Genomic DNA, 17,107 nt, shown 5'->3' on the forward strand with positions numbered 1-17,107 from the left:
GTGATGACAAACATCCACACCCTCACCCGCACCGATGACGCCGTCATCGTCGGCGGCGGCCTCGCCGGATTGTTCTGCGCGCTGAAGCTCGCGCCGCGGCCGGTGACGCTGATCTCGGCCGCGCCGCTCGGAGAGGGCGCGTCGTCCGCATGGGCGCAAGGCGGCATCGCCGCGGCGGTGGCGGAAGGCGATACGTCGGAAGCGCACGCCGCGGACACGGTTGCCGTTGGCGGCGGCATCGTCGACGAAGCTGTCGCACTGGGGATCGCCCGCGAGGCCGCACCGCGGATTGACGATCTTCTCGCCTACGGCGTGCCGTTCGACCGCGATCTCGAAGGCAGGCTCGCAGTCGGGCGCGAAGCCGCACACTCGGCGCGGCGCATCGTGCATGTGCGTGGCGATGGCGCGGGCGCCGCCATCATCGCGGCGCTGAGCGATGCGGTGCGGCGCACGCCGTCGATCCGATTGATCGAAGGTTTCGTCGCCGAAGCGCTGTTGACCGAGGACGGCGCCGTCACCGGCCTTCAATTGCGCGAAGCCGGCAATTTCGCCGCACAGCCGATCCTGCTCGCCGCGCGCACGGTGGTGCTCGCCACTGGCGGCATCGGCCATCTCTACGCCGTCACCACCAATCCGTGCGAGGCCAGCGGATCCGCCCTGGCAATCGCCGCACGCGCGGGCGCGGTGGTTGCAGATCCCGAGTTCGTGCAGTTTCACCCGACTGCCATGATGGTCGGCCGCGATCCGGCGCCGCTGGCAACCGAGGCGTTGCGCGGCGAAGGGGCGACGCTGATCAACGGCAACGGCGAACGTTTTATGACGACGCTCCACCCGCTCGCCGAGCTCGCACCGCGCGACATCGTGGCCCGCGGCGTATTCGCCGAGATCGCGGCCGGGCGCGGCGCCTTCCTCGATGCGCGGCAGGCGCTGGGCGCGCGCTTCGCCGCAAGATTTCCAACAGTGTATGCGAGCTGCATCGCCGCCGGCATCGATCCCGCCACGCAGGCCATCCCGATCGCACCGGCGGCGCACTATCACATGGGCGGTATCGCGGTGGACGATCGCGGCCGCAGCTCGATCGACGGTCTCTGGGCCGGCGGCGAAGTGTCGTCCACCGGCGCGCATGGTGCCAATCGCCTCGCCTCGAATTCGCTGTTGGAGGCCGTGGTCTACGCCGCGCGCATCGCCGACGACATCGCCGGTCGCGTCGTCCCCTCGCCAGCCCGCCTTTCAGACCTGGTGACGCCGCACAGCGGCGCGCCGGATGCTGCGGCCGTGACGCGGTTGCGGACGCTGATGGGTACGCATGTCGGCGTGATCCGCGATGGTGACGGGCTTGCGGACGCGATTCGCAGCTTCGCCGCGCTCGAACGCGAGGCCACGAGCATCGCGGTCCGCAACATGGCAACGACAGCCCTGCTCGTGGCGGCCTCGGCCTGGAGCCGGCGCGAGAGCCGCGGCGCGCATTTCCGCTCCGACTATTCCGCGGACGCTCCCGCACTCGCGCAACGCACCATGACTGTGCTCACGGCGGCACGCGAGATCGCGGACGGACTGACCGAACGCTCGACATCGCGAACCGCACAACCCATGATCGCCTGACGGAGTCTGCCATGATCACCCCGATCTCTCTGCTCTATCCCGACGCCTTCCTCTCCCCGCTCGCGATCGACGAGGCCGTGCTGCGCGCGCTCGACGAGGATCTCGGCCGCGCCGGCGACATCACCTCACTTGCGACGATCCCCGACGCAACGAAGGCGCAAGCGATCCTGGTCGCACGGCAGCCCGGCGTGATCGCAGGCCTGCCGCTGGCGCTCGCGACCCTGCAAAAGCTCTCGCCCGACATCGACGTGCGCGCGCATGTTCGCGACGCCGCGCGCCTCGCCCGAGGGCAGCACGTGCTGACGATCTCAGGCCCGGCGCGTGCTATTCTCACGGCGGAACGGACCGCGCTCAACTTCGTCGGCCGCCTGTCGGGCGTCGCGACACTGACGGCCGACTACGTCGCGCGCACCGAGGGCACGAAGATGCGGATCTGCTGCACGCGGAAAACCACGCCGGGGTTGCGCGCGTTGGAGAAATATGCGGTACGCTGCGGGGGTGGCTTCAATCACCGCTTCGGTCTCGATGACGCGATCCTGATCAAGGACAATCACATCGCGGTCGCCGGCGGCATCCGCCCCGTGCTGGAGCGCGCCCGCGCCCATGCCGGCCATCTCGTCAAGATCGAGATCGAGGTCGACACGCTCCCGCAATTGCGCGAGGTGCTCGACACCGGCCTTGCCGATGCCGTGCTGCTCGACAACATGGACCTTGCGACCCTGCGCGAAGCCGTGAGGCTCAACGAGGGACGCCTCAAGCTGGAGGCCTCCGGCGGTGTCACCCTGGACTCGATCGCGGCCATCGCGGCGACCGGCGTCGACTACGCCTCATCCGGCGCGCTGACGCATTCGGCGCCGAATTTCGACTGCGCGCTGGATATAGAAGCGTGAGCGGCTACCGCCGCTCGGTCGCGCCCATCTCGGCGGAGCTCTTGGCCTGCTGGGTGAGCTCGGCGGAGAGCGCGGCGGTCTGCGCCGGGGTGCCCCAGCTCGGCTCCTCGCTGCCGTCGCCCCAGGCGCGCGGGCGATAGAAGGTGTGCACGCCGGTCTTGTACATCTTCTTCATCTCGGCGACCCAGGACGGCCGCACCCAGTATGCGTGATAGTGCGTGGACTTGCCGACCTCGGGCAGCCAGATCTGGCCGTCGAGCATGGCCTTCGAAATCTTCTTCGCACGCTCCCACATCTCGGGCTCGCGGATCACGTCGGCATTGTTGTCGCAGGCGAAGGTGAACTGGCAGGCGAGATGGCGGTGCTTGTTCTGATAGACCGCGCCGCACACGGTATCCGGATATTTGCCGGAGAATACGCGGTTCATCACCACCTGCGCGACCGCCATCTGGCCGCGCACGGCCTCGCCGCGGGACTCGAAATAGACGGCTTCCGCGAGGCATTTTTCAGACTTCGCGCGCGACTTGTCGTCGAGTGCGAGCCGCTCCGCCGGCGATCTGGCGCGCTGGTTGTCGACGTTCACCTCACCCTTCGGCGCGACGCTCTCACCGCTTTCGATATCCTTCGCGATATCCTCCGTCGGCGGCGTCAGCGAGGCCGTCACCTTCAAGTCAGGGTCGGGCATCACGATCAGCGGCTCCGCGCCGGGCTGCCAGCTCTCGATGCTCTCGACGTTGCCGCCGAGCGAGGAGCTGCCGAAGAACAGGTTCGAGGTCTTTATGCGGAATGGATCGCGCGGCGGTGCAGCCGGAATGGTGGCCTGCTTCAGCGCTTCCAGCGGTTGGAGCGCGAGCGAACGCGCAGCGTCGCTGGCTTGTGGCGCGTTGGTGTATTGCGGAAGGGGGGGCGCACGCAGCGCTTCCGCGAGCTCGGGATCGAGAGCGGCCGCGGACTCCGGCGACATTGCCTGTGGCAACGCGACGGTCTTGGCGCCGAACACCGAGCTGTTCGACGTTGCGGGATCTTCCTGCGCGGGCGCTGCCGTCGGCGCGCCCCCTTCGGGAGCCTGCGTCGGCGTGATCGTTGCGAGGCGATCGCCCTTCATGGAGCGATCGACCCTGGGAAAATCGGCGGCCTGGTAGCGCGGCGGCGCCTGAAGCGCCGGATTACGGCTGATCGCGCCGGTGACGTCGCGGCCATCGAGGCTCGCGAGGCGAACCATCGTGCTCAGCGGAAGCGAAGTGCCGATCGGCCGGGAAAAACTGTAGGTGGCGAGCTGTATGGAGGACGCAGCAGAGAACACCTGCTTCTGCCAGCGCTCTGCGACGCCGGGTTGGCGCGCCAGCAGCGAGGCAATGTCCTGATAGCCGGTCTCTCTCGGCACCAATGCGAAGATGCAGAGACCGATGCCGAAGGACGCGAACCGCGCGCCCTTCGGATGGGTACGCAACAAAAACATCGATACGCTCACGCTACGCTTACGCTAGAAAAATCGAGCCGCAGTACATCCGTGCGATTCGATCTTTATCGTGAGTATCTAATTTAGGTTGCCGAGGCGTTAATCGGCGTTGCGCATGCAGCACACGCAAGCGATCGCAGGTGTTTTCACGGGGTGATGATGCGCGTTGGTAAACGCGCCCTCACGCGGCGAGGTAAACAATCGGTCAACGCGAATGGTGAAGGAACTCTTGCGCGCACGTATCGCTACGGGGCGCGCGCGGTTCCCTCCCCGACGGTGTGCTTCAAATGAAAGAGGCGGGGTTTTGCCCCACCTCTTTCGCACTCAACATTTCGACTCGTCGCTTATGCCTGGCTCGCGATCGCCTTGCCGAGCGCGGCTTGGGCCGCGGCGAGGCGGGCAATCGGGACGCGGTAGGGCGAGCAGGAGACGTAGTCAAGACCGATCGCGTGGCAGAAGGCGACGGAGGCGGGATCGCCGCCGTGCTCGCCGCAGATGCCGACCTTGAGCGAGGCGCGCGTCTTGCGGCCCCGTGCGACGCCGATCTTGACCAGCTCGCCGACGCCTTCCTGGTCGAGCGCGACGAAGGGATCGATCGGCAGGATGCCCTTGGACACATAGGTCCCGAGGAAGCTCGCGGCATCGTCACGGCTGATGCCGTAGGTCGTCTGCGTGAGGTCGTTGGTACCGAAGGAGAAGAACTCGGCACTCTCCGCGATCTCGGCCGCGAGCAGGCAGGCGCGCGGCAGTTCGATCATGGTGCCGACCTGATAGGTCAGCTTGGTGTTGGTGTCGCGCATCACCGCCTTCGCCGTGGCATCGATACGCGCCTTGACGAGATCGAGCTCCATCTTGGTGGCGATCAGCGGCACCATCACCTCGAGGCCGACGGCCTTGCCGGTGCGCTTCTCGGCCTCGACCGCGGCTTCGAAGATCGCACGCGCCTGCATCTCGGCAATCTCGGGGTAGGCGATCGCGATACGGCAGCCGCGGAAGCCGAGCATCGGATTGAACTCCGAGAGCTCGCGCGCGCGGTCAGCCAGGCGCCGCGGGTCGGTGTTCATGGCGCGCGCCACTTCCTCGACCTCGGCATGGGTGTGCGGCAGGAACTCGTGCAGCGGCGGATCAAGCAAACGGATCGTGACGGGCAGGCCCTTCATGATCTCGAACAGCTCGACGAAGTCGGCGCGCTGCATCGGCAGCAGTTTTGCCAGCGCAGCGCGGCGCGACTGCTCGTCCTCGGAGAGGATCATCTCACGCACCGTGCGGATGCGCGTCTCCTCGAAGAACATGTGCTCGGTGCGGCAAAGGCCGATGCCTTCCGCGCCGAACTTGATCGCGGTATGCGCGTCCTCCGGCGTGTCCGCGTTGACGCGCACGCCGATCTTGCGGACCTGGTCGGCCCATTTCATCAGCGTGCCGAACTCGCCGGACAGCTCAGGCTCGATCATCGGCATGCGGCCGGCGAGCACCTGGCCGAGCGAGCCGTCGATGGTGATGACGTCGCCGGTCTTGAAGGTGCGCGAGCCGATGCTCATGGTGCCGCGGCCGTAATCGACCCGGATGGTGCCGCAACCGGAGACGCAGGGTTTGCCCATGCCGCGCGCGACCACCGCAGCATGCGAGGTCATGCCGCCGCGGGTGGTCAAAATGCCTTCGGCGGCGTGCATGCCGTGGATGTCTTCGGGGCTGGTCTCGATCCGGACCAGAATCACCTTGCGTCCGTCGGCCTGAAGCTTGGCCGCTTCGTCCGAGGAGAACACGATCTCGCCGGAGGCCGCACCCGGCGAGGCCGGCAGGCCGGTCGCGATCACGTCGCGCTTGGCGTTGGGATCGATCGTCGGATGCAGCAGCTGGTCGAGCGAGGCGGGGTCGATCCGCGTCACCGCTTCCTTCTTGGTGATCAGGCCTTCATTGGCGAGCTCGACCGCGATGCGCAGCGCCGCCTTGGCGGTACGCTTGCCGCTGCGGGTCTGGAGCATCCAGAGCTTGCCCTGCTCGACCGTGAACTCCATGTCCTGCATGTCGCGGTAGTGCTTCTCGAGCAGCGTGTAGATCCGCGTCAGCTCCTTGAAGGCCTCCGGCATCGCCGATTCCATCGACGCCTTGTCGGAGCCCGAGTCCTTTCGCGCTTCCTCGGTGATGTCCTGCGGCGTGCGGATGCCCGCCACCACGTCCTCGCCCTGCGCGTTGATCAGGAACTCGCCGTAGAGCTTGCTCTCGCCGGTCGAGGGGTTGCGCGTGAAGGCAACGCCGGTCGCCGAGGTCTCGCCCATGTTGCCGAACACCATGGCTTGCACGTTGACCGCAGTGCCCCAGGATTCCGGAATGTCGTGCAGCCTGCGGTAGGTCACCGCGCGCGCGTTCATCCAGGATGAAAACACCGCGCCAATCGCGCCCCAGAGCTGGTCGTGGGGATCCTGCGGAAAATCCTTGCCGGTTTCGCGCGCAACCGCGTCCTTGTACTTGCCGACCAGATCGACCCAGTCGTCGGCGGTGAGATCCGTGTCGAGCGTGTAGCCCTGACTGTCCTTGAAGGTGTCGAGGATCTCCTCGAAATGATGATGCTCGAAGCCGAGCACCACGTCCGAATACATGGTGATGAAACGGCGATAGCTGTCATAGGCGAAGCGGCGATCGCCCGACAGTTCCGACAGCGCTTCCACGGTTTCGTCGTTGAGGCCGAGATTGAGCACGGTGTCCATCATGCCCGGCATCGAGGCGCGGCCGCCGGAGCGCACCGAAACGAGCAGCGGGTTCCTGGAATCGCCAAAGATCTTGCCGGTCAGCTTGCCGACATGGTCGAGCGCCTTCTCAACCTGCGACTGCAATTCCTTCGGGTAGGACTTGTCGTGCGCGTAGAAATAGGTGCAGACCGAGGTCGGGATGGTGAAGCCCGGAGGGACCGGCAGGCCGAGATTGGCCATCTCGGCGAGGTTGGCGCCCTTGCCGCCGAGCAGGTCGCGCATCTCCGCCTTGCCCTCGGCCTTGCCGTCGCCGAACGTGAACACCCATTTGCCGGCCTTGGCCGTAACAGGCGCGGCCTTGGTAGGCGCAGCCTTGCTCGGTGCCGGCTTCACGGCGACCTTCGGCGCAACCGGCTTGGCCGCAGCCTTTGAAACAGTCTTGGAAACGGTCTTGGGAACATTCTTGGAAACAGCCTTGGCGGCAGGCTTCCCAGCCGGCTTGGCAGTGGGCTTCACCGCGGCCTTGACCACCGGCTTCGAGACGCTCTTGGCAAGTGCCTTGCGGGCCGCCGGCGCGGCTTTCGTCTTGGCGGAGGACTTTGATTTCGCTGGTATTTTCGCTGGAATTTTCGAGGCGGCTTTGGCCATAGCTTGCACACAACCTGCGAGAGGAATGGGTAATTGCGGGCCTTACACCACTTTGGGCAGGCCCGCGCAAGTCGAAGAGTTCCTTAGAATGAAGGCCTAGAGATGGAGCCACTTCAACAATCCGAGCCCGATCGCACCATTTATGATGAGAAAAATCGCGACGATCAGGTTCAGAAGGCGCGGCATGATCAGGATGAGCACGCCCGCAAGCAGCGACAGGATTGGCGAGATGTGGGCGACGGTGATGTGCATGAATTGTCTTTCGGTGGGGTGGGACGAATCGCGGCCGGATCATAGCTGACCGGGTTCCGCGGGTAGAGACGCACCAGGAACGCTCGAGTTCCCGGCTCCGCGAAAACTGCCCGAAAATGCCACGAATGCGGCAGGCGTTTTCCGGAACATCGCGAAGACGCATGCATTGGCAACGGGTCGCGCAATCGGCGCTTCCTGAAAACCGTCTCGAAGGAGTTGCCCATGCGGAACAGGATTCTTGCTCTTGCAACGCTCGCGGCCGCGATCGGCTCGCCCCTTGCGGCGCAGGCGCAAAGCGGCGTCACGGTGGGACGCGCGCCCGTCGTCGTCGACAGCGGCCCGACCATTGCAGTCGAACAGCGGCCGGCTTTCCGCGACTATGTCGTCGAACAGCGTGTGCCGGCTTTCCGTATCCCGGATCGCGTGGTGGTCGGTGCCACCTTACCCGAAAGCGGCGTCACCTATTATGACGTGCCGCAACGTTTCGGCGCCACCACCTATCGCTACACCGTCGTAAACGGCGAGACCGTGCTGGTCGAGCCGCGCTCACGGCGCATCGTCGAGGTGATCGACTAGACACGCGTTCAACTCGATGTCCGGCGCGTCACATCAATCAGGCTGGCGCGAGCAATGTTATCGGACATCAGGCCCCGCCCGGTCCTCCCCCCGCCGGGCGGGGTTTTTCGTGCATTCGTTGGGGCGCATTCCCGTGTCCCGGACGCGGCGCAGCGCGGTGCGCCGCAGAGCCAAGTGGCGCTGCGGTGCGTCCGGGGCACGAGATCAATCCTGAATCTTCGAGAAATCCGCCACCGCGCGCGTGGCGCTGCGGATTTCGTTGAGCAGCTTCAGGCGGTTCTCGCGCACCTTCGCATCGTCGTCGTTGACCCGAACTTTCTCGAAGAACGCATCGACCGGCGGGCGCAGTTTAGCCATCGCACTCATCGCAGCCGCAAAGTCTTCCTTACCGACGGCGGCACCGGCTTCCGCCTGCACCTCGCCGATCGCCTTAGCCAGCGCCTTCTCCTCGCCGAGACCGTAGAGCGCAGGATCCGGCGTGCCGTCGAAGCTACGCTTGTCCTTCTTCTCCTCGATCGAGAGAATGTTACTGGCGCGCTTGATACCGGCGAGCAAGTTCTTGCCGTCGTCGGACTCGAGGAATTTGCCCAGCGCCTCGACGCGGCGGACGATCATCAGGAGATCATCCTGGCCGCCGAGCGCGAACACGGCGTCTACGAGATCGTGACGCGCACCCTGCTCGCGGAGCTGGACCTTGAGGCGGTCGGCGAAGAAGGTGAGCAGATCGCTCGGGAGCTTCTGCGCATCCGCAGGTTTCACCGACAAGCCAGCGAGCGCGGACGCAGCCACCTTCATCAACGACAGCCGAAGCGCATTCTCGACAATCAACCGGATCACGCCCAACGCTGCGCGACGCAACGCGTACGGATCTTTCGACCCCGTCGGCTTCTCATCAATCGCCCAGAAGCCGACCAGCGTGTCGAGCTTGTCCGCGAGTGCCACCGCGACGCTGACCGGATCGGTCGGCACCCGATCGGCGGGGCCTTGCGGCTTGTAGTGCTCCTCGCAGGCGACAGCGACGGAGGCATCCTCGCCTTGGGCCAGCGCGTAGTACTTGCCCATCAGCCCCTGCACTTCAGGGAATTCGCCGACGACTTCGGTCAGCAAATCCGCCTTCGCCAGATGCGCGGCGCGCGTCGCCTTGGCGACATCGGCGCCGACCAGCGGCGCGATCTCGGCGGCAAGGCGCTCGATCCGCTTGATGCGCACGGCCTGGGTGCCAAGCTTCTCGTGGAACACGATCTGCTCGAACTTCGGCAGACGATCCTCGAGCCTGGTCTTCAGGTCCGTCTCGTAGAAGAACTTTGCATCCGACAGACGCGGACGGATCACGCGCTCGTTGCCGGCGACGATGGTCTTGCCGCCGTCGGCCGCCTCGATATTGGCGGTGAGGACGAACTTGTTGGTCAGCTTGCCGGTCTTGGCATCCTTGACGACGAAGCACTTCTGGTTGTTGCGGATGGTGGCACGGATAACCTCGTCGGGAATCGCAAGATATTCCGCTTCGAACGATCCCATCATGACGACCGGCCATTCGACGAGACCGGAAACCTCGTCCAGCAGCACCTGGTCCTCGACCAGTTCGAACCCTTGCGCGAACGTCAGCTCCTTGGCATCGGCAAAGATGATGTCCTTGCGCGCCTGCGGATCGAGGATGACCTTGGCCGCCTTCAGCTTCGCTTCGTAGTCCTCGAAGCGGCGCACTTGAATCGCAGCCGGCGCCATGAAGCGATGGCCGTAGGTGGTCTGGCCGGTCTCAATGCCGTCCACCGAGAATTTGACGACATCTGGCTCTTCGGTCTCCAGCCCGAACGTCGCGGTGATCGCGTGCAGCGGGCGCACCCAGCTCAGCGATCCCGGCTTGCCGGAGCGCGCGCCCCAGCGCATCGATTTCGGCCAGGGGAAGGTGCGGATGATGACGGGCAGTATCTCGGCGAGCACGTCGATCGCATCGCGGCCCGGCTTTTCGATCAGCGCAATGTAGAAGTCGCCCTTCGGGTCGCGCTGGATCTTGGCCTCGTCGAGCGATGTCAGACCCGTCGCTTTCAGGAAGCCCTGCACCGCCGCATCGGCCGCGCCGATTTTCGGTCCGCGGCGTTCGGTCTTCAGATCAGGCTGGCGCGCGGGGATGCCGTGCACGGTGAGCGCCAGACGGCGCGGGGTCGCGAAAGCTTTCGCACCTTCGTAGACCAGGCCTTCGGCAACGAGCTTGTCCGTGACCATGCGGCGCAGATCGTCCGCCGCCTTGGCCTGCATCCGCGCGGGGATCTCTTCGGAGAACAGTTCAAGCAAAAGATCGGGCATCAGGCCGCTCCGCCCGCTTCAGTATGTATCCAGGCCTCGCCGCAAGCCTTCGCCAATTCGCGCACGCGAAGAATGTAGCTCTGCCGCTCCGTCACCGAGATCACGCCGCGCGCATCGAGCAGGTTGAAGACATGGCTCGCCTTGATGCACTGGTCATAGGCCGGCAGCGCCATCAAGTGCGCCTCGCGCTTGCCGTCCTTCCAGCCTGCCTCCAGATATTTCCTGCACGCTGCTTCCGCCATCTTGAACTGCTCGAACAGCATCGTGGTGTCGGCGACTTCGAAATTGTGCTTCGAATATTCCCGCTCCGCCTGCAGGAACACATCCCCATAGGTGACCTTGGCGTCACCGTCGCGGCCGTTGAAGTTGAGGTCGTAGACGCGATCGACGCCCTGCACATACATCGCGAGGCGCTCGAGGCCGTAGGTGAGCTCGCCCGCGACCGGCGCACATTCGAAGCCGGCGACCTGCTGGAAATAGGTGAACTGGCTGACTTCCATGCCGTCGCACCAGCATTCCCAGCCGAGGCCCCAGGCGCCCAGCGTCGGGCTCTCCCAATCGTCCTCCACGAAGCGGATGTCGTGCACGGCGGAATCGATGCCGATCGCGGCGAGCGACTTCAGATACAGCTCCTGAAGGTTCGGCGGCGACGGCTTCATGATCACCTGGAACTGGTAGTAGTGCTGCATCCGGTTCGGGTTCTCGCCGTAGCGGCCGTCCTTGGGTCGCCGCGAGGGCTGCACATAGGCGGCATTCCAGGGTTTTGGCCCGAGTGCGCGCAGTGTGGTCGCCGGATGGAAGGTACCCGCGCCCATCTCCATGTCGTAGGGCTGCAGGATCACGCAGCCCTGCTCGGCCCAGAACCGCTGGAGCGCGAGGATAAAGCCCTGGAACGAGCGTTCCGGGCGCATATGGGCGGGCAAGGAGGCGTCCATCGTCAGATCGGGCTCTCGCGGGGGTTTGAATCGCGCGGGACCGTATCGACGGCAGGGGTGGGAATCAAGGTGAAGGGGGTGGAACGGCCGTCATTCCGGGGCCATGCGCAGCATCGAACCCGGAATCTCGAGATTCTCAGGTGCACAACTGCGCACCCTAGTTCGCCCTTCGGGCGTCCCGGAATGACGGCGTGTGAAGAAGCGCGCCAACTAACTCGGTCGATAGGCCCCGGTCACGGGGTCCTGTTTCAGCGTCTGGACGGCCCCTCTATGGGCGGCCTCGGCGACGCGCGAGAGGCGCATCTCCTCCAGCTCCTGGTTGATCCGGACGGCGGTCTTGTAGGCCCAGCGGACCACGGCAAGCCCGCCCAAGACGCCCGCGAAAGCGACGAACGGCGGCATCGGTCGATCCTTGTTGAGTGCTCAGCCCCCACGCGCATTCTTGCGCAGACCGGGCTGCGCCGCAATTGGCTCAGCCCGGACCAAATGGCGCGGGAGGGCTCCGTCTAGAACCCGAATTTCGCCCAAATCGCGCGCGTCTCGACGGCCGAGATCAGATCGTCTGGCAGGCCGGCCATTGATTCCATGGCCGAAAGCTGCCCCGCGCCGGGCGATTTCCGGCCCAGAAGGCTGGAGAGCAGACCGGTCGGCTGGGCAATCACGGGGGTGAGAACCTTCTCGCCATAGCGGGCACGAAGAGTTGAGCGGAGATCGCCGATGCTGTCGGCGAGCCCCAGCGCGATCGAACTCTCGCCGGCCCAGTATTCGCCCGTGAACAGGGTATCGTCGGAGCCCTTCAACCGCGCGCCGCGGCTCTCCTTTACCAGCGCGATGAATATCTGGTGGATCTCGCGCTGGAGCGCTTTCAGCTTGGCGACGTCGTCGGGGTTTTCAGGGAGAAACGGGTCGAGCATCGCCTTGTGCGCGCCGGCCGTGTAGAGGCGCCGCTCGATGCCGAGCCGCTTGATCGCTTCCTGGAAACCAAAACTGCCGCCGACCACGCCGATCGAGCCGAGGATCGAGGACGGATCGCAGATGATCTCGTCGCCTGCGCAGGCGATCATGTAGCCGCCGGAGGCCGCGACGTCCTCGACGAACACCAGCACCGGCAGCTTTTTCTCCGCCGCGAGCTGCTTGATGCGCAGATAGATCTGGCGCGACTGCACGGGCGAGCCGCCGGGCGAGTTGATCACCAGCGCCACCGCCTTGGCGTTGCGCATTGAAAACGCCCGCTCCAGCACCCGCGCAACGGTCGCGAGCGTCATGCCCGGGCGCAGTGGCGTCACCGCGCCGATCACACCCGACAGCCGCACCACCGGCACCACGGCCGTGCCGGGACGGAAGCGCGCCGGCAGATATTGCATGAGCTTGTCGGCCAGGCCGGAACTCTCACGATCGTTCAATTTTTCGGCCATGCCGTTACCTCTGATTAACTATTTCTTATCACGCGACTGTCATTGGAAGGGCCCGGAACGTGTTTTGCAGAAACCCCGTTGGGAGGCTGCAATGGACCAGCGGAGAACACCATGAAAATCTATCTGCTGATGCTGCTGATCGGTGCGCTGTTCATGGCGATCCGCTTGACGACTCCGCAAGAGCAGCAGTCGGAATCGCTTCCCCAGTAGACCGTCACGGCTCTGCCAGCGGCAACACCGCCCGTCCCTCCAGAATATCCCTCACCTCGTTGTTCGGCACGCCTGGCCCGTCATTGAGCATAAGGCCGGGCAGCACGCGCGTCGGAGCCCGGCCGCCCTTGACGGCGCGCACCAACACGCGGATCGCGGGCCGTGCCGCCTCGCCGTGCAGCGCCAAGATCGCAAGACTTCCGAACCCGCGTGACAGCGCTGCCAAAACTTCGGCGATCCCATCTGCGCGCCAGATCAGGGTCAGCGCGCCATCTGATCGGAGGATGCGCCGCGCCGCATGCATCCACGCATTCAACGTCTCCCCGGTCGCCACATGCGCGATCTGGCGCGCCTGATCGGGCGAGCCGCGATGGCGAGCGGGATCGTTGAAGGGCGGGTTCATCAGCACCACGTCGACGCTGTCGGGCGCGAGCCCGCTCGCCGCGAAGGCCTGCGCGTCCGCCGTGACGTCGAGCACGATCGTCTCGGCGGCGATCGCATTCGCCGCCGCGTTGGCGCGCGCGAGCTCCGCCAGCTCCGGATCGATCTCGACCAGACCGAGCCTGATCCCCGGAACGCGCCGGGCGAGCGCAAGCCCGGCCGCTCCGATGCCGGCGCCAAGGTCGACCACGCGGTCGCCCGCCTTCGCCTCCGTCGCCGCTGCGAGCAAAATGGCGTCGTGCCCGGCGCGATGGCCGACCCGCTTCTGCTTCAGCCGCAATTGCCCGCCGAGAAAGGCGTCCTCGGTGAGGTCGGCCAGCGCTTCACTCATCGCCGCGCAGTTCGTGGCTGAGGCCGGCGTCGGTCAGAAGCTGCCGGGCCTCGAGGGCATCGTCCTCATGGACCAGGATCCGCCGCGGCAAAATGCCGAGCGAGCCCTCGATGATGCTCATGTTCTGGTCCAGCACCAGATGATGGATGTTGGCGCCGTCGAGCAGCGCGCCGATCGCCGACACCAGCACCATATCGTTGGTTCGAACCAGTTCTCGCAAAACACAGGTCTCCTGCCTGACGGGGATTAAGCGGCAAATGTCAATGGTTCCACGGCCCTTGCCGCATCCCCGTCCAGTTTCTATTGTCTTTCCATCAGAATAGCCCTTCCGGGGCAAATATTGGAGACCGGCGTGGCCGTCATCGTACCTTTCGAAACTCCCGGCGCGTCGATCGAAGAGCTGGTTGCCCTTGTCGCCGGTGACATGGAGCGCGTCAACGCCACGATCCTGTCGCGGACCGGTTCGGACGTGACCATGATCCCGGAGGTCGCCAACCATTTGATCTCCTCCGGGGGCAAGCGCCTGCGCCCGATGCTGACGCTGGCCATGGCCAACCTCGCCGGCTACACCGGCGACGGCCATATCAAGCTCGCGGCCAGCGTCGAGTTCATGCATACCGCCACGCTCCTGCACGACGACGTTGTCGACGAGAGCGAGATGCGCCGCGGCAAGCTGTCGGCGCGCATGCTCTGGGGCAATGAGGCGAGCGTGCTAGTCGGCGACTTCCTGCTCGGCCAGGCCTTCCGCATGATGGTCGAGGTCGGCTCGCTCCGTGCGCTGGACATTCTTTCCGCGGCCGCCGCGACCATCGCCGAGGGCGAGGTGATGCAGCTTGCCGCCGCCAAGAACACCGCGACCACCGAGGACGAATATCTCGCCGTGATCCGTGGCAAGACCGCCGAGCTGTTCGCGGCCGCCTGCGAGGTGGGGCCCGTGATCGCCAATCGTCCGAAGGCGGAGCAGACCGCCTGCCGCTCGGTCGGCATGAATCTCGGCATCGCCTTCCAGCTCGTCGACGACGTGCTCGACTATGGCGGCAAAAGTGCAAAACTCGGCAAGAACACCGGCGACGATTTCCGCGAGGGCAAGATCACGCTGCCCGTCGTGCTCGCCTTCCGCCGCGGCAACGACACCGAGCGCGCCTTCTGGATCCGCGCGCTCGAGCGCGGCGAAATCGGCGACAGCGACCTCGACCACGCCGTCGGATTGATGAACAAGCATCGTGCGCTCGAAGACACGCGGAGCCGTGCCCAGCACTACGGCGCCATGGCGGTGGACGCGCTGGCGCTGTTCCCATCCTCGCCGATGAAGAGCGCGCTGGAGCAGGTCGTGGCGTTCTGCCTGGCACGGTCGCATTAGGCACGCTGCTCGATGCGGTGCCGGCTAAGGCCGGTGAGGTAATGCCCGACTGCATCAACGATCGTCGTTGCGAGCGCAACGAAATCAGGTCTGTCACCGCGGCAAGACGCTGGATTGCTTCGCTTCGCTCGCAATCACAAGTAACTTGCATTTTGCAAGCTACAATCCTACTTTCCCCTCATGCAGCCCAAATCCCCCTCCATCCTGGAATGCCCGGTCGGCCGCGCCGTGGAGACGGTCGGCGAATGGTGGAGCATTTTGATCCTGCGCGATGCGTTCCAGGGCGCAACAAAGTTCGACGAATTTTCGCAAAGCCTCGGGATCGCGCCGAACATCCTGTCGCGACGTCTTGCCCATCTCACCGAGAGCGGCATGTTCGTCCGCCGCCGCTACAATGAACGGCCGCCGCGCTACGAATATGTGCTGACGGACAAGGCGCGGGACTTCTTCCCCGTGATCGTCGCGCTGCTCGCCTGGGGCAACAAGCATCTCGCGCCGAAGGGCGAATCCATCCTGCTGGCGAACCGCGTCGATGTTCGTCCGTTCGATCCGGTCGTGGTCGATGCCGCCGACATGCAGCCGATCACGCTCGCCAACGCGGTCATCATCGCCGGTCCCCGCGCCAGCCGTGTCATGCGCAAACGGCTGACCTCGCTCAAAGCCATGAACCCGGCCGTCGCGCCGGCTGGAGACTGACATGCGTCGTATCGTCGTGACGGGAATGGGCGCGGTGTCGCCGCTTGGCTGCGGTGTCGAATTGTCCTGGAGCCGGCTGCTGGCCGGTCAAAGCGGGCTACGTCCGCTGCCGGAATGGTCGCAGGCGCTGCCTGCACGCATTGCCGGCCTCGTGCCCGACAAGGCCGATGACGCCCACGGCGGCTTCGATCCCGCGCAAGCCGCCGCGCCAAAAGACCAGCGCAAGATGGACCGCTTCATCCTGTTCGCGCTGCTCGCCAGCGCAGAAGCGGTTGCGCAGGCCGGATGGACGCCGCAGGACGCGGCGGCGCAGGAACGAACCGCGACGATCATCGCCTCCGGCGTCGGCGGATTCCCGGCGATGGCGGAAGCTGTGCGCATCACTGAGCAGCGCGGCCCGCGCCGGCTCTCGCCGTTCACGATTCCCTCCTTCCTCGCCAATCTCGCGGCCGGCCACGTTTCGATCAAATACGGCTACAAGGGTGCGCTGGGCACACCGGTCACGGCCTGCGCCGCCGGCGTTCAGGCGATCGGCGATGCCGCGCGGATGATCCGCGCCGGCGAGATTGATGTGGCGATCTGCGGCGGCGCGGAGGCCTGCATCGATATCGTCAGCCTCGGCGGCTTTGCTGCGGCCCGCGCACTGTCGAGTTCCTTCAACGACGCGCCCGCGCGCGCCTCGCGCCCGTTCGATCGTGACCGCGACGGTTTTGTCATGGGCGAAGGCGCCGGCATCCTGGTGATCGAGGAGCTGGAGCATGCGTTGGCGCGCGGCGCGACGCCGATCGCGGAGATCGTCGGATACGGCACGACCGCGGACGCCTATCACATGACATCGGGTCCGCCTGATGGCGACGGCGCCCGGCGCGCCATGGAGATCGCGCTCCGGCAAGCGAAGCTTGCGCCCGCGGATCTGCAGCACTTGAATGCGCACGCGACCTCGACGCCGGCCGGCGACGAGAGCGAGCTTGGCGCGATTGCCGCGCTGTTCGGTCGTCACCGCGGCATCGCCGTGAGCGCGACCAAATCGGCCACCGGCCATCTGCTCGGCGCCGCCGGTGGCCTTGAAGCGATTTTCACCGCGCTCGCCCTGCGCGACCAGATCGCGCCGCCGACCCTCAATCTCGAAAACGCAGATCCCGGCGCGGACGGCATCGACATTGTCGCCGGCGTGGCGCGTCCAATGAAGATGCAGCACGCGATCTCCAACGGGTTCGGCTTTGGAGGCGTGAATGCCAGCGTGATCTTCCGCCGGATGGGCTAGGCAAGAGGGCTTGCAATCGCGGCAAGCTGCGCTACGA

The 17,107-nt window shown here is 65.6% G+C and carries 15 protein-coding genes; 6 read left to right on the forward strand and 9 right to left on the reverse strand.

Annotation, left to right across the window (positions count from 1 at the left end):
- Together IVA88_RS09380 and nadC are read left to right on the forward strand one after the other, a co-directional pair.
- The gene (locus IVA88_RS09380) at positions 1–1,602 is read left to right on the forward strand and encodes an L-aspartate oxidase (protein WP_247497006.1); all 1,602 of its coding nucleotides are present in this window, start codon (positions 1–3) and stop codon (positions 1,600–1,602) included.
- 11 nt (positions 1,603–1,613) lie between these two features.
- On the forward strand, positions 1,614–2,492 hold the full coding sequence (gene nadC, locus IVA88_RS09385; RefSeq protein ID WP_247497007.1) for a carboxylating nicotinate-nucleotide diphosphorylase: 879 nt from the start codon (positions 1,614–1,616) through the stop codon (positions 2,490–2,492).
- Between the two features lie 4 nt (positions 2,493–2,496).
- Here the strand turns inward: nadC and IVA88_RS09390 are convergent, their stop codons facing one another.
- From IVA88_RS09390 to IVA88_RS09400, 3 genes are all read right to left on the reverse strand, one after another.
- Positions 2,497–3,951 (reverse strand): cell wall hydrolase, encoded by a 1,455-nt coding sequence (locus tag IVA88_RS09390; RefSeq protein ID WP_247497008.1) that lies wholly within the window; start codon positions 3,949–3,951, stop codon positions 2,497–2,499.
- Positions 3,952–4,295: 344 nt separating this feature from the next.
- Positions 4,296–7,286 carry a pyruvate, phosphate dikinase gene (ppdK, locus tag IVA88_RS09395; RefSeq protein ID WP_247497009.1) on the reverse strand — a complete coding sequence of 997 codons (2,991 nt, stop codon included), beginning with the start codon at positions 7,284–7,286 and terminating at the stop codon, positions 4,296–4,298.
- A gap of 96 nt (positions 7,287–7,382) precedes the next feature.
- Positions 7,383–7,538, reverse strand: coding sequence for a DUF3096 domain-containing protein (locus IVA88_RS09400; RefSeq protein WP_007594951.1), 156 nt, complete (start codon positions 7,536–7,538; stop codon positions 7,383–7,385).
- A gap of 222 nt (positions 7,539–7,760) precedes the next feature.
- Here IVA88_RS09400 and IVA88_RS09405 point away from each other — a divergent pair, with 222 nt between their 5' ends.
- A complete protein-coding gene (locus tag IVA88_RS09405) occupies positions 7,761–8,114 on the forward strand; it encodes a DUF1236 domain-containing protein (RefSeq protein WP_247497010.1) in 354 nt (117 codons plus the stop codon).
- Positions 8,115–8,318: 204 nt separating this feature from the next.
- On the opposite strand, the gene glyS is transcribed toward IVA88_RS09405, so the two are convergent.
- The 6 genes from glyS to IVA88_RS09435 form a co-directional block, all read right to left on the reverse strand.
- Complete coding sequence (gene glyS / locus IVA88_RS09410; protein ID WP_247497011.1) at positions 8,319–10,418, reverse strand: glycine--tRNA ligase subunit beta; 2,100 nt, start codon at positions 10,416–10,418, stop codon at positions 8,319–8,321.
- Positions 10,418–11,353: a glycine--tRNA ligase subunit alpha gene (locus IVA88_RS09415; protein WP_247497012.1), complete on the reverse strand. Its 936-nt coding sequence runs from the start codon at positions 11,351–11,353 to the stop codon at positions 10,418–10,420. Before IVA88_RS09415 ends, glyS begins: the two co-directional genes overlap by 1 nt.
- Positions 11,354–11,563: 210 nt before the next feature.
- Positions 11,564–11,755 carry a hypothetical protein gene (locus IVA88_RS09420; protein ID WP_247497013.1) on the reverse strand — a complete coding sequence of 64 codons (192 nt, stop codon included), beginning with the start codon at positions 11,753–11,755 and terminating at the stop codon, positions 11,564–11,566.
- A gap of 104 nt (positions 11,756–11,859) precedes the next feature.
- Positions 11,860–12,768, reverse strand: a complete 909-nt coding sequence (locus IVA88_RS09425) for a S49 family peptidase (protein ID WP_247497014.1) — start codon at positions 12,766–12,768, stop codon at positions 11,860–11,862.
- Positions 12,769–12,982: 214 nt separating this feature from the next.
- Positions 12,983–13,750, reverse strand: coding sequence for a methyltransferase (locus tag IVA88_RS09430; RefSeq protein WP_247497015.1), 768 nt, complete (start codon positions 13,748–13,750; stop codon positions 12,983–12,985).
- Entirely contained in the window at positions 13,743–13,970 is a 228-nt protein-coding gene (locus IVA88_RS09435) for a DUF2007 domain-containing protein (protein WP_247497016.1), read from the reverse strand. Before IVA88_RS09435 ends, IVA88_RS09430 begins: the two co-directional genes overlap by 8 nt.
- A 132-nt stretch (positions 13,971–14,102) precedes the next feature.
- Between IVA88_RS09435 and IVA88_RS09440 the strand changes: the two genes are divergently transcribed.
- The 3 genes from IVA88_RS09440 to fabF all read left to right on the forward strand — a co-directional run bounded on the left by IVA88_RS09440 (position 14,103) and on the right by fabF (position 17,070).
- On the forward strand, positions 14,103–15,110 hold the full coding sequence (locus IVA88_RS09440) for a polyprenyl synthetase family protein (protein ID WP_247497017.1): 1,008 nt from the start codon (positions 14,103–14,105) through the stop codon (positions 15,108–15,110).
- 180 nt (positions 15,111–15,290) lie between these two features.
- Positions 15,291–15,806, forward strand: coding sequence for a helix-turn-helix domain-containing protein (locus IVA88_RS09445; RefSeq protein ID WP_247497018.1), 516 nt, complete (start codon positions 15,291–15,293; stop codon positions 15,804–15,806).
- 1 nt (position 15,807) lies between these two features.
- Positions 15,808–17,070 carry a beta-ketoacyl-ACP synthase II gene (gene fabF / locus IVA88_RS09450; protein ID WP_247497019.1) on the forward strand — a complete coding sequence of 421 codons (1,263 nt, stop codon included), beginning with the start codon at positions 15,808–15,810 and terminating at the stop codon, positions 17,068–17,070.
- Positions 17,071–17,107: the final 37 nt, after the last annotated feature.

The organism is Bradyrhizobium sp. 149, from assembly GCF_023073915.1.
In the GTDB taxonomy this organism is placed as follows: domain Bacteria; phylum Pseudomonadota; class Alphaproteobacteria; order Rhizobiales; family Xanthobacteraceae; genus Bradyrhizobium.